The 12,629-nt window shown below is 51.0% G+C and carries 10 protein-coding genes; 4 read left to right on the top strand and 6 right to left on the bottom strand.

Annotated features, from left to right (window positions below; all coding sequences use genetic code 11):
- Positions 1 to 10: 10 nt before the first annotated feature.
- Positions 11 to 1,582 carry a 4Fe-4S binding protein gene (locus ACYVB1_RS19060; protein WP_460925403.1) on the bottom strand — a complete coding sequence of 524 codons (1,572 nt, stop codon included), beginning with the start codon at positions 1,580 to 1,582 and terminating at the stop codon, positions 11 to 13.
- A gap of 8 nt (positions 1,583 to 1,590) precedes the next feature.
- Entirely contained in the window at positions 1,591 to 2,961 is a 1,371-nt protein-coding gene (locus tag ACYVB1_RS19055; RefSeq protein ID WP_460925402.1) for an NAD(P)/FAD-dependent oxidoreductase, read from the bottom strand.
- Positions 2,962 to 3,259: 298 nt separating this feature from the next.
- On the opposite strand from ACYVB1_RS19055, the gene gloA2 reads away from it, so the two are divergent.
- Entirely contained in the window at positions 3,260 to 3,649 is a 390-nt protein-coding gene (gene gloA2 / locus ACYVB1_RS19050) for an SMU1112c/YaeR family gloxylase I-like metalloprotein (RefSeq protein ID WP_460925401.1), read from the top strand.
- Between the two features lie 54 nt (positions 3,650 to 3,703).
- The gene (locus ACYVB1_RS19045; protein WP_460925400.1) at positions 3,704 to 4,768 is read left to right on the top strand and encodes a 2Fe-2S iron-sulfur cluster-binding protein; all 1,065 of its coding nucleotides are present in this window, start codon (positions 3,704 to 3,706) and stop codon (positions 4,766 to 4,768) included.
- Between the two features lie 118 nt (positions 4,769 to 4,886).
- On the opposite strand, the gene mgrA is transcribed toward ACYVB1_RS19045, so the two are convergent.
- From mgrA to ACYVB1_RS19030, 3 genes are all read right to left on the bottom strand, one after another.
- Positions 4,887 to 5,876, bottom strand: a complete 990-nt coding sequence (gene mgrA, locus ACYVB1_RS19040) for an L-glyceraldehyde 3-phosphate reductase (protein ID WP_460925399.1) — start codon at positions 5,874 to 5,876, stop codon at positions 4,887 to 4,889.
- 116 nt (positions 5,877 to 5,992) lie between these two features.
- On the bottom strand, positions 5,993 to 7,081 hold the full coding sequence (proB, locus tag ACYVB1_RS19035) for a glutamate 5-kinase (protein WP_460925398.1): 1,089 nt from the start codon (positions 7,079 to 7,081) through the stop codon (positions 5,993 to 5,995).
- A gap of 332 nt (positions 7,082 to 7,413) precedes the next feature.
- The gene (locus ACYVB1_RS19030) at positions 7,414 to 8,277 is read right to left on the bottom strand and encodes an ROK family protein (RefSeq protein WP_460925397.1); all 864 of its coding nucleotides are present in this window, start codon (positions 8,275 to 8,277) and stop codon (positions 7,414 to 7,416) included.
- A 232-nt stretch (positions 8,278 to 8,509) separates the two neighbouring features.
- Here ACYVB1_RS19030 and ACYVB1_RS19025 point away from each other — a divergent pair, with 232 nt between their 5' ends.
- Positions 8,510 to 9,973 carry an aminoacyl-histidine dipeptidase gene (locus ACYVB1_RS19025; RefSeq protein WP_460925396.1) on the top strand — a complete coding sequence of 488 codons (1,464 nt, stop codon included), beginning with the start codon at positions 8,510 to 8,512 and terminating at the stop codon, positions 9,971 to 9,973.
- A gap of 120 nt (positions 9,974 to 10,093) precedes the next feature.
- On the opposite strand, the gene glgP is transcribed toward ACYVB1_RS19025, so the two are convergent.
- Positions 10,094 to 11,761: an alpha-glucan family phosphorylase gene (gene glgP, locus ACYVB1_RS19020; RefSeq protein WP_460925395.1), complete on the bottom strand. Its 1,668-nt coding sequence runs from the start codon at positions 11,759 to 11,761 to the stop codon at positions 10,094 to 10,096.
- A gap of 346 nt (positions 11,762 to 12,107) precedes the next feature.
- Here glgP and ACYVB1_RS19015 point away from each other — a divergent pair, with 346 nt between their 5' ends.
- Positions 12,108 to 12,584, top strand: a complete 477-nt coding sequence (locus ACYVB1_RS19015; RefSeq protein ID WP_460925394.1) for a GbsR/MarR family transcriptional regulator — start codon at positions 12,108 to 12,110, stop codon at positions 12,582 to 12,584.
- The last annotated feature ends 45 nt before the right edge of the window (positions 12,585 to 12,629 follow it).

Here is a 12,629-nt window from a genome sequence, read left to right as displayed (position 1 = left end):
CTTTTCTTCCTTATGCATTTGTCTTCACCTTTGGCACCGACTGCCACACATTCACGGAATCGTTACCAGTGAGGATAGGAATATCCGTAATACGCCCCTGCTCAGGCCCGTTCTCCAGCTTGAGTACGCCTCGCGGGCAGACAGATGCACAGATACCACAGCCCACACAGGAGGCGCGCACTACATTCTGGCCGCGCTGTGCATACCAGCGCACATCTATTCCCATTTCGCAATAAGTAGAGCAGTTGCCGCAGGAAATGCATTGCCCTCCGTTCGTGGTAATCCGAAAGCGTGATTTGAAGCGCTGCACAATACCGATGTAGGCCGCCAGCGGGCACCCGTAGCGGCACCACACGCGGTTACCCATAAACGGGTAAAAGCCCACGCCAATCACGCCGGCAAAGGCGGCACTGATCAGGAAGCCGTACCACTGGTGCACCACCCCAGTCGCATCGCCAAGCAGAGAGAATTCAGCAAAGTAATTGGCAATCGTCATGGCGGTCATCACCACGGCAAACACCAGCACGCTGTGCACCATCCACCGCTCAATTTTCCAGGCCTTCAGCGATTTGGTGGACAGGTGGCGGAAGGGATCGCCAGCCGTTTCAGCCAGTCCCCCGCAGCCGCACACCCAGCTGCAGTACCAGCGCTTGCCATAGAAGTAGCTCATCAGCGGCACTCCTACCACAACCATCAGAATGCCCCATATCAGCATAAACATGCCGATGGCGCCGCTGCTCACCATGTTCTCTACCCGGTATTCGAAAAAGAAGGTATAATCGAGCGGCCAGATATGCTTAAAGTCATTCCAGGGCTTGTTGAACAGCACCAGTATTTCCGGAATCAGAAAGGCGAAGGCCAACTGAAAGAACATAACGGAAGCGGTACGGAGCGTCTGGTACTTATTGCCCCGGTACTTGCGGAACATGCGAACGCCCATCACCAGAATGGCCAGTGTATAAATAAGCCCGTACATAAACCACTTGCTGGCCGGGTTACCGGATAGCGCAACACTGACAGGATCAGCGAGCAATACCCAGTTGGTGATATACTCGCCATACCAATATAGCAACACGTAAAACGCAATCAGGTAAGTACCCAACAGAATACCTAACCATCCCCTCGATTTGAGGGAAGAATGGTACACGCCCTCTTGTTTAAGCCCTCCTGTTTTGTGCCGTGGCGTTGGCAGCACGTACATGAACACTCCCAATGCGCCCGCTACAATTGTAAGCAGCAACAGGAGCAGTTTATTATCCGCTACAAAGCCAATGCTGGCGGCTTTGGTAACTGAAAAGGCATAATCGTCCCAGATAACTTTCTCGTACGCCCCCTCCATCTTCAACCTGTCGTTGTAGGCTCCGAAGTAGTCGTTAAAGTCACTGGCGAAGGAGAAGTTAGTATTATAGGTTTCGCCCATCATAGGCGCCAGCTCCTCCTTCAGAATAGGGTAATGCTCCTCGCTGACGGCTTCCTGTAAAACAGCATCTGTCAGCCGGAACTGGCCCAGAAACAAAAGGGAAGTAAAAAAGACCAGCGCCGCGAAAAAAACACCCAGTCCAATGTATCTTACATAATTCATGGTGCGGATTAACTCCTTAAAAATGAAAAGAGGCTTTTTTTCTTTTTAACCGGCAGCGAGGCCTCAAACTGCTCATTATAGGTCCTGATAATGTCCTGCTGGTACTGCCTGTTGAAAAACTCTCCGTTAAAATCTGCCTTGTCCAGTTTCGTCAGCACCTCTTCTATTGTGCTCCCGTTCCGTAGGGCTTTATCAAAGAAATCGTGCCGCAGCCGCAGGCCAAAAGCATTCACGCCTGTCAACACCTTTGTTTCGGCCTCGAACATCGCTCTAAAACATATTTTGCCCTCCGGGTGTTCCCAGTACAGCATCTGCAAGTCTTCGCCCCAGGTGGCAGGAACCACGCCATAGGTTTGAAACTCTATATCGAGGAACTTAGCGGAGTTAAACCAGGCGCCGGGTTGATAAGTCACCGGCTTTTCGGTAAGGCTGTAGGCTAGCGTTTCACCGTGCATGCGGCCCGTATACCAGGTTTGCTCAACGCTCCTGCGGTGCACGAGGGGTGTCCGGAACTCAGCACAGTCGCCAATGGCGTATACATCCGGTATGTTCGTGGCAAAGTACTCGTCTACCAGAATTCCCCGGTTTGTTTCCAGTGGTGTGCCCTGCAGTAAACTGATGTTTGGGCTCACCCCTACCGCCAGCCCTACAAACTGACAATCAATTCGCTCTCCGGTGGAGGTGATAACGCCACCTGCCTTGCCCGTGCCATCATCCAGCACCTCCTTCAGTTCATGTATCAGTCTCAGGTCGATGTGATGCTCCAGCACATGCCGGCTCACCAGTTGCGCCTCCTCCTTCGGGAGCACATTCCCCCAGAAGTTTTCTTCCCTCACCAGGAAAATGACCGGTATATCGCGGCTACGCAGCATCTCTGCCATCTCAATCCCGATAAGCCCGCCGCCTACCACCACTGCCCGCTGGCATGCAACAGTGCCTGCCTCCATCGCCTCCAGGTCCTGGTAACTGTACAGGCCCTGCACGCCCTGCAGGTCCTGACCTGGCCAACCAAACTTATTCGGAACAGAGCCTGTGGCCAGAATGAGGATATCATAAGAAATAGGGGCATGCTGCTGTAGCTGCAGCGACTTTGCCTCAAAATCAATCTTGGTTACCCAGTCATGTACCAGCTGCAATCGGTTCTTGCCCCAGAAGTAGTCTTCATAGGGTTTGATGTTACTGTACTTCATGTGCCCCATGTAGAGGTACATCAGGGCTGTGCGTGAGAAGAAATGTTCTGTTTCGCCGGAGATGAGGGTGATTTGGGCAGCACTGTCTCTTTTGCGGATATGACGTGCGCAGGTAACGCCTGCAATGCCATTCCCAATGATGACGATGCGGCGTCCTTCGTTGCTGCGCAAACCAGGTTTATTTATCACGGGTGTGGTAATTATTTTTTGGTGCTATCATGCTGTTATGGTAACGGTACACAGAAAAAATGCTGTATCAGCTTTCAGCTATGGGGTTAACCGTCCCTCCTTTCAATTGTTCAAGCGCTGTTGTTTCCATTACCTGCTTTCCGGGTAACGGGAATAAAGATAAAGCTTTTAGTGCGCATTGCGCTGTAGCAGGAGTATCAAAACATTTGTAGCGGCAGAATTAACCGCCCATGTTTGGTTTACAATACAGCTTACAGTAAACTAGCTTTTTCATTTTCTGAATCAGCCTTTGCCGCATATGCTTCAACTACAAAAAATGCACCACATCGCCATCATCTGCTCTGACTATGAGACCTCCAAACACTTTTATACAGCCATACTGGGTTTGGAGGTGATACAGGAAGTGTACCGGGCAGAGCGGACGTCTTATAAACTGGACCTGGCTTTGAATGGGGAGTACGTGCTGGAACTGTTCTCTTTCCCTTCTCCGCCGCAGCGGCCCTCCCGGCCAGAGGCAACCGGTTTGCGCCACCTGGCTTTTGAGGTAGCCGACATTGAGGCCGCTGTAAAAGAACTGCAACAGAATCGCATTACTCCCGAGCCCATTCGTGTGGATGAGCACACCGGCAAGCGCTTTACTTTTTTCGCCGACCCGGACGACTTGCCGCTGGAATTGTACGAAATGTAAAGGCTTTTTTGCAGCAGGACCTTTTTCTCTTGCTCTTCCGTAAGAACCTACAGTATGGAAGAAAACGACTTAGCAAATAATCCGGATTACAAAGCCATTACCATCACTGATATTCATGAAGAGGCACCCGGCGTAAAAACGTTTGTTTTTGGTGCCGACGATGCAAAAGATATATCCTATCAGCCCGGGCAGTACCTCACCTTTGCCCACAAGGGCCACAGCGGGGAAGTACGCCGCTCCTACTCTATCACCTCCACCCCTGCCCTGCAGGAACCGCTGGCCATTGGGGTAAAACGTGTGGAAAACGGCTTTTTCTCCAGAGAGTTAATAGACAAAGCACAGGTAGGGGATAAGTTATATACTATTGGTGCCTCAGGGCTCTTCACACTGCCGGATAACATCAGCGCGTATAAACAGGTCTTCCTGCTCGCAGCGGGGAGTGGCATTACTCCCATCTATTCTTTGCTCAAAACACTGCTCTATGCATACCCTGAGCTGAAGGTGGTGCTTATCTACAGCAACAACAACCCTGAAAAAGCGATTTTCAGAGATGGCCTGCAGCAACTGGCACAGACTTTTCCGGAGCAGCTTCATATCGAGTTTCTCTACAGTATTTCTCCGGATCTGTCCAAGGCCAGGCTCTATAAAGATTTGCTACAGACGCTGTTGCGGCAATATGCGGTAGCACCATACGACCAAATCCTGTTTTACCTCTGCGGCCCCACCACCTATATGCGCATGTGCTTCTATGCGCTGCGGCAGGTAGATGTGCCCAATGACAACATCCGAAGGGAGAATTTCAGCACCACAAAGGTAAAGGTGCCACTCCTGCCACCAGACACAGCCAAGCACCCCATTACGCTGCACTTCAAGGGCCGGGAACATCGCCTGGAGGCACAACACCCCACTACCATTCTACAGGCCGCCAAAAAAGCAGGCATCGCGTTGCCTTACAGTTGCGAAGCCGGTAAGTGTGGCAGCTGCGCCGCCCGCTGCACAAAGGGCCAGGTGTGGATGTCGTATAACGAAGTACTGACAGAGAAGGACCTGGCCAAAGGTCTGATGCTTACCTGTGTGGCTTACCCGGTTGGCGGGGAGGTAGTACTTGAGGTGATGTGAGCTTTTACAACTCAGCTTTGTCATCTCGAACGCTTATGAGAGGCTCTGGGCTTTGATGATAGCAGATCTCTCACTAGTTTCCAAGATGACAGTTGTAGGAACTTTGGTAGGCTTACCTTTACTTTAAGATAGTTTCTATCTGCTCCAGTTCATCAGTACTAAATTTCGTATTCTGTATACTCTTTAAGGAGTCCGACAACTGTGCCGGAGAGCTTGCCCCTATCAGCACAGAGGTAACCCGAGGGTCCTTTAGAAGCCAGGCAATGGCCATTTGTGCCAGCGACTGGTTGCGGCCTTGCGCCAGTTCGTTCAGCTGCCGAATCTGTTCTACTTTCTCGTCTGTAATATCCCTCTCCTGCAAGTGCCCGTGTGCTTTTGCAGCCCTGGAACCTTCCGGAATGCCTTTCAGGTATTTGTTTGTCAGGAGGCCCTGCGCCAGCGGCGAGAACGGTATACAGCCTACTCCCTCCTCCTGGAGCAGGTCCAGCAATCCCTCCTCTACCCAGCGCACAAACATGGAATATTTTGGCTGATGGATGAGGCAGGGCGTGCCCAACTCACGGAGCATTTGAATGGCTCTTGCGGCTTCTGCTGGCTTGTAGTTGGAAATACCAACATAAAGAGCCTTCCCCTGTCGTACAACCAGATCCAGTGCACCCATGGTTTCTTCTAAAGGCGTTTCAGGGTCCGGGCGGTGGTGGTAGAATATATCCACGTAGTCCAGGTTCATGCGCTTCAGGCTCTGGTCCAGGCTGGACACCAGGTATTTTTTTGACCCCCAGTCGCCGTAAGGGCCAGGCCACATGTCGTAGCCGGCTTTGGTCGAGATGATCAACTCATCGCGGTAGCTGCGGAAGTCCGTCTGCAGAATTCGGCCGAAGTTCTCTTCTGCAGAACCGTATGGAGGACCATAGTTATTGGCGAGGTCAAAGTGCGTGACTCCGGCATCGAAGGCATCGCGGAGCATTTGGCGAGCATTCTCCAGCACATCTACATGCCCGAAGTTATGCCACAGGCCCAGCGACAAGGCAGGCAGCCTGATACCACTCCTGCCACAGCGGCGGTATTCCATTGTATTGTATCGCTCCGGATTCGGGGTATAAGTCATTTTGATAGTTGAGTTTGGTAGGGGATATAGAATTGAAGGCTGTCTGCCAGCGCACCTTTTTAGAAGCTCTCTGGTTGAAATACTCTTTTACGTTTGTAATAGGTGCTGGCTGCTTCTTAAGCTGGCTCAGGCGTTAAAAACAAATAATCGTAATGCACCAGGGGTTTCTGGTTTGCCAGCCCCATGCGCTCCTGGGCTTTGTCTGAGCCGTATTCCGCAATTCCCAGGCCGATGGGTTTTTCCTGTTCATCCAGCAGCTTGATGATATCGCCCTTCTGAAAATCACCGATGATTTGAATCACGCCCACCGGCAGCAGACTGGTCGCTTTAGAGGAGGTCAGGGCCGCACGGGCTCCTTCGTTTACCAGCACTTTGCCCTTGGCTGATTGCTCGGAGTGTGCAATCCATTTTTTCTTGCCAGAAGCAGTTTTCTTTGGTATAAAGCGGGTGTTCACCACCTCCTCGTTTAGCACTTTAGGCAGGATGTTCTCCGTTTTGCCGTTAGCAATATGCACAGCAATGCCCAGTTGCGCTACTTTCTGGGCCATATGGCATTTCGTTATCATGCCACCACGGCCAAACTGCGACCGCTGCGTGGTGACAAAAGAGGCAAAACTCGTGGCACTGGAGGCGATTTCTTGGATTACTTCAGAAGTTTCATCTTTCGGGTCGCCGTTGTAGATGCCGTTTACATTGCTGAGGATAATCAGGGCATCGGCATCGAGCATAGACGCAATCAGGCCCGCCAGCTCATCGTTATCAGTAAACATCAGCTCCGTTACAGATATCACGTCATTCTCATTTACAATAGGAATAACGTTATTCTGCAGCAGTATTTTAAAGCAACTCTGCATATTCAGGTAATGCAGGCGGTCGCGGAAGTCTTCTTTTGTAACCAATACCTGCGCACAGATAAGTTCAAAACGGCTGAACAGTTCAGAGTACGTGTTGATAAGCTTTACCTGACCGATAGACGCCAGCAACTGGCGTGTGGCGACTGCATCGGCTTTTTCAGATACTTTCATCAGGCTTCTTCCCGATGCCACTGCGCCAGAGGACACGACAATCACTTCTTTGCCCTGGCTTTTTATCCGGGCCACCTGCTCTACCAGGTGCTGCATCCGCGCCAGGTCCGGCATCCCATTATCCTGCGTCAGTACGTTTGAGCCAATCTTTACTACTATCCGGTTATAGTTTAGCGCCATGTTTTTGTAAGCGTTATATCGTATTTAGATTTCATTTTACAGACCATTGGAAAAAGCCCGTTTAAGATAAATCTTGATTGTTTATACTTCTAAGACTGCTTCAGAAAAATCTTCTGGTGAAGATGTAAGCCTGATTAAATCCTTTCTTAATCCCAGCGGAACGTCCTGTAGATAGAATTCAATTTTAAACCGTTATAGCTCCAGAGGAGCGTCTTGTTAAAAATGTTTTTACAGGACGCTCCGCAAGAGCTAAGGGTACTAACTAACCATCAGGCTATCAACAGGACGTCCCGCTGGGACTTTTGCCTGACTTTAGCCAAAGACACAAAGGCTCACTTCCACAAACTCGCTGCGCCAATCAAGGCGGCTTCCTCCCCTAACTCCGCCTGCTTTATAGGTACTATAACACCCTGCATCGTTAGTGTTTGCCGCAGGGCAGGATAAAACAGCCCCAGTGCCTGCGCAATGTTACCGCCTATCACCACCACCTCAGGACTTTCTCTCTCCATATAAGGAACAAGGAACTCTCCCAGGTGCTGCCCGAATTCATTAAATATAGTCTGTACCCGCTCATCTGAGGACAGTAAACTGACCAGGCTTTTCACATTGCTTACTTCCTTACCAGAGAGCGTGTGGTAACGCTTTGTAAACCACCGGGCGCAAAGGTAATCCTCGGCTATGCCCTCTTTGTATGGAGAGCGCCAGAGTGCAGCATCCCTGGCCATTCCACCGTGGTAAAAAGCTGATCCCAGGCCGGTGCCCAATGTCAGGCCGATGGCGCGGCCCGCTCCTTTTGCGGCACCACCAAAAACCTCGCCTTGTAAAAAGCAGGCGGCATCGTTCATGAATTTAAAATGTGCCGGGGGCATTTTCAGCGCATCAGCCAGAAGCTTCCTCACATTCAGGCCGTAGAGTGCATCGTACTTGTCCTGGTTTTGCATCAGGGAGATTCCTTCCTCATAATCGAAGGGCCCGGGCATGGCAATGCCAATATGCACGTTCTCCCTGGTATCTTCTTTCGCAGCATGCACAATTGCCTGTGCCCAGCTACTGATGATTTCCTGCTCTTTTCCCTTCGCATTCACTTGTTCCCGAACCAGGGTATCGGCAAGCAAGGCACCTGCCTTCATATCAACAAGTGCTGCCGTAATATGCGTGCCCCCAATGTCAACACCCACTGTCCTGTAGTCAGCCATGGTTCCTCTCTTCGCTAATGAAGTATGTTTGATGCTTGTGAAGCGTTAAAGATACACCCACAGCAGCACCTATAAAAGCAAAGCACCATATTAACAGCGCTGTCGCCCCGGCTTGCCTTTTAAGCTGGTTTTATAGCTCAGGCGCTTGTCTGCTCCCGGCATTTAGAGCTGAAATGTGTAACTTTGGGAACGGCGGCTATAGAAGCTGCTCTAACCACATAAAACCACTACAATGAGCGCAGAAGTACGCAACCTCGAGCCTAAAGCACTTTGGGAGAATTTTGCTGACTTAAATGCTGTACCACGCCCCTCCAAAAAAGAGGCGCGCGTGATTCAGTTTATCAAGGACTTTGGCCAGCGCCTTGGCCTGGAGACTTACGAAGACGAAACCGGCAACGTCATCATAAAGAAGCCTGCCACACCAGGCATGGAACACCTGCAGACGGTAGCCATGCAAAGCCACCTGGACATGGTGCACCAGAAAAATGCAGATACAGATTTCGATTTCGATACACAGGGAATAGACATGTATGTGGAGGGCGACTGGGTGAAAGCCAGAGGCACGACCCTGGGGGCAGACAACGGCATTGGAGTGGCTACCATCATGGCTGTGCTTGCTTCCAAAGACATTCAGCACCCCGCTATTGAAGCACTTTTCACGGTAGACGAAGAAACAGGCATGACAGGTGCCTTGGGCATGAAAGGCGGCTTACTAGACGCCGGCATTCTGCTGAACCTGGACACTGAAGACGACCGCGAACTAACCATCGGCTGCGCAGGCGGGGTAGACATTACTGCCACCGGAACCTACTCCCAGGAAGCTGCTCCCGGAGGCATGGCAGGATACAAACTCCGTATAAAAGGCCTCACGGGCGGCCACTCCGGCATGGACATCATCCTGGGCCGGGGCAATGCAAATAAGCTGATGAACCGCTTGCTGTACTTGGCTACCACGAAATTTGATGTGCGTATCGGCACCATTGACGGCGGAGGCCTCCGTAATGCCATACCACGCGAATCTGTTGCCACCGTAGCCTTAGCCGAGGCTCAAAAAGCCGCTTTCGAGGCATTTGTGCAGGAGCAGGCAACGGTACTACAGCAGGAGTACAAAACTACTGATCCGAAGCTGCAGGTATTGATCGAAGCTGCAGAAGTTCCGGCCCAGGTTGTGAACAAAGATGCTGCAGGCAAATTATTACGCGCTATTTACGCCTGCCCGAACGGCATTTACCGCATGAGCCCGGACATCAAAGGCCTGGTGCAGACATCAAATAACGTAGCCCGTGTGGTGGTGCAGGATGGCAGCTATACCGTGCTCTGCCTCACCCGCAGTTCCGTGGATAGCGAGAAAGAAGACCTGGCGCAGGCAATACAAAGCGCCCTGGAACTGGCAGGCGCTTCTGTTGAGTTGAGCGGCTCCTACCCTGGCTGGACGCCGAAACCGGATGCCGCTATCATACAACTCATGCGTGACCTGTACCGTGAAAAGTTTGCCGGAGAACCGGATGTAAACGCCTGTCATGCCGGTTTGGAGTGCGGCATACTGGGTGCAAACTATCCGGGCATGGAAATGATCTCCTTCGGCCCCAACATCCGCGGTGCCCACTCCCCTGACGAGAAAGTACAGATAAGCTCGGTGCAGAAGTACTGGGATTTCCTGCTCGCCACGCTGCAGCGCATACCGGAGAAAGCCTAGCCTCTCTAACTTATAAGTAAAAGTAAACGCCGCTCTGGTAACCCGGAGCGGCGTTTGTATTCTTTATATAGATGAAAATTCATGCCCAGGGCTGTGTCTTTCAGCCAGGCAACCGGTAAATCAGCTTCTGCTCTGGTAGTTGTACATCATTTCATAGTACTGATGCGCCATGCGGTCTGAGTCGAAGGCGGGTACTACGTCCCGCATACTCTGCTTCACGATACGCAGCCAACGGTCGCGGTCACGGTAATACATCGGCACCACCTGTTGCTCCAGTATGCGCATCATGTTGCTGTAGTCTTCCTCGTCCTGCATTTCGTCTGGCAAAGAGGTATCTACAATGGGCAGCACAAAGCTGTTTTCACCATGGCGGGCAAACTCCGGCAACCAGCCATCCTGCACCGAAAAATTAATGGCGCCGTTCATAGCGGCTGTCATGCCACTGGTACCCGAAGCCTCTCTTGGGCGGCGTGGTGTATTCAGCCACACATCAGCGCCATGTTTCAGCTTACGCGATAATGCCAGCTCATACCCTGTCAGCACGGCTACGTTGTCCTGCTTCTGGGAGATGTATACCAGTTTATTGAACGTGCTCACCGCATTGTGGTCAAACGGGTAAGGCTTGCCGGCCCAGATAACCTGTACAGGCATATCGTGTTTATTCACCAGCCGCAGGAAGCGGTCCATGTCCCGCACCAGCAGGTCAGCGCGTTTGTAGGCGGCAAACCTTCGGGCCCAGACAATCGTCAGCACATCCGGTTTAAAAATTTTGCCTGTCTGATCCGCCACGATTTCGAAGAGCTTCCGCTTCATCTCCTCCTTGCGCCGCTGCATGGTCATATCCTTGTCCCGCTCCTGTGCTTCCCACAGCTGCTTGTCCATCCAGAACGGCACATTCTGCGCGTTCGTAATCGACTTGATTTCGCATACGCCTTCGTTGCCATACCACATATCCCGGGCTACCTCCCCATGCAGTTGCGAAACCCCATTGGCAACTTTAGACAGGCGCAGGGCCACCAGCGTGTGGTTAAACATGTGCCCGCTCGTACTGGTCAGCTCGCGTGCCTCATCCAGCGACAAGCCGTTAAAAAAGCTCATGCTGTGCAGCATCTGGATGTCATGTTCCTCGTTTCCTGCTTTTTCAGGGGTGTGCGTGGTGAATACCATCCGGCGGCGCACCTCCTCTTTCAGGCCATACTCCTGGTACAGGTGGAACGCCAGCGGAAGCGCGTGCCCCTCGTTCATGTGGTAGATCTCGGCACCTCCCAGGGCCTCCACCACTTTGGCTCCGCCAATGCCCAGCACAATACTTTGCGCAATACGGGCATTGGGTTCCGGGTCATACAAACGGTTCGTGATGGTGCGGGCCAGGTGGTCATTTTCAGGCACGTCTGTTGTCAGGAAATAAATAGGGGCAGTTCCGAAAACCTCCGGCTTCAGCACCATCGCCTTCACCAGCACCGGGTGGTTGTTTACCACAACCCGCACCGTAATGCCGCTGTCCTCCAGAAAACTGTAGAACTTTTGCATAAAGTGCGGCCGCATACTCTGGTCTTCGTTTCGCTCCTGGTCATAGTAGCCGTACTTCCAGAGCATACCGATGCCTACCAGGTTCTGGCGCAGGTCAAAGGCGCTGCGCATATGAGAACCGGCCAGAAAGCCCAAGCCACCGGAATATATTTTAAGTGATTGGTGAATAGCGTACTCCATGCAGAAGTAGGCAACACGACGGGCATATTTATCATTTGTATCATAGGGATGATACCACCTGCTGTATGTTGTAGGCATAAGATGCGTCTCGTTAAGTTTAGAAGCGACTCTTTGCATTCCTGAAGGCTTATGGCCGCTCTGACAATTCCTCCTGTTAAATTAAGTGTTTGTATCGATGCTTAGTAAGTATAAATCCTTGAAAAGCATGAAGTATGTTCTACGGTATTCCAAAAGCGAAAGGTTAGAATAGACTTCAACCAATGCAAATATCTCATCCTCAAAAGCTTTTCCTGATACGTAACGACAGCCGGAACTTGTTTTCTGCAGGTTAGAAAAAATATAGACAAATTTGGTTCTGTAAATTATGAACTAATAAAACAAACCTATACCTTTGCTGCGTTCTTCATATCTAAAAAAACACATTATGGCACTAAGCGAACAACAAAGAGAACTGATAGAACAGCTTGGCATCTACCATGAAAACAATGGCTTCCAGCCTGCTGTAGCGCGTGTTGTGGGTCTTTTGCTGGTATCTGATAAGCCCGAATTATCTTTTGATGAAATTTCTGAAACCCTCGGAATCAGCAAAAGCGCCACAAGTAATGCGCTGAACATGCTGCTCAACACGGGACATATAGAATACACCACCTTTCCGGGTGACAGGAAACGGTATTTCAAAATAAGATCAGCCAACTGGCAGGATACCTTTTCTAAAAAAATGGAAGAACTGGGTACACTCAACAACCTGCTGAAGCGTGTGCTCGAAGTCAGGAAAAGAGAAAACCCGGTTTACGACATCAAGCTCAGGGACTTTATCGGCTTTCTGGACTACCTGAAACAGCAATTGCCTGCGCTGATAGCGCAGTGGGAAGCGGAGAAAAAAGTAAAGAGCAAAGACTGATTTTTTTTAGCAGTTTAGTTCAGTAATTTCTGAACTAACCATAAA

It is taken from the genome of Pontibacter brevis (assembly GCF_054779655.1).
Note: the sequence above shows the minus strand (reverse complement) of the source record. Positions and strands in the feature narration are given on the sequence as shown.

Excerpts from the sequence above, each read along its gene's own strand:
- ACYVB1_RS19060 (WP_460925403.1), bottom strand. The coding sequence starts at position 1,582 with ATGAATTATGTAAGATACATTGGACTGGGTGTTTTTTTCGCGGCGCTG.
- gloA2 (WP_460925401.1), top strand. The coding sequence starts at position 3,260 with ATGCTTCAACTACAAAAAATGCACCACATCGCCATCATCTGCTCTGAC.
- ACYVB1_RS19045 (WP_460925400.1), top strand. The coding sequence starts at position 3,704 with ATGGAAGAAAACGACTTAGCAAATAATCCGGATTACAAAGCCATTACC.
- mgrA (WP_460925399.1), bottom strand. The coding sequence starts at position 5,876 with ATGACTTATACCCCGAATCCGGAGCGATACAATACAATGGAATACCGC.
- proB (WP_460925398.1), bottom strand. The coding sequence starts at position 7,081 with ATGGCGCTAAACTATAACCGGATAGTAGTAAAGATTGGCTCAAACGTA.
- ACYVB1_RS19030 (WP_460925397.1), bottom strand. The coding sequence starts at position 8,277 with ATGGCTGACTACAGGACAGTGGGTGTTGACATTGGGGGCACGCATATT.
- ACYVB1_RS19025 (WP_460925396.1), top strand. The coding sequence starts at position 8,510 with ATGAGCGCAGAAGTACGCAACCTCGAGCCTAAAGCACTTTGGGAGAAT.
- glgP (WP_460925395.1), bottom strand. The coding sequence starts at position 11,761 with ATGCCTACAACATACAGCAGGTGGTATCATCCCTATGATACAAATGAT.
- ACYVB1_RS19015 (WP_460925394.1), top strand. The coding sequence starts at position 12,108 with ATGGCACTAAGCGAACAACAAAGAGAACTGATAGAACAGCTTGGCATC.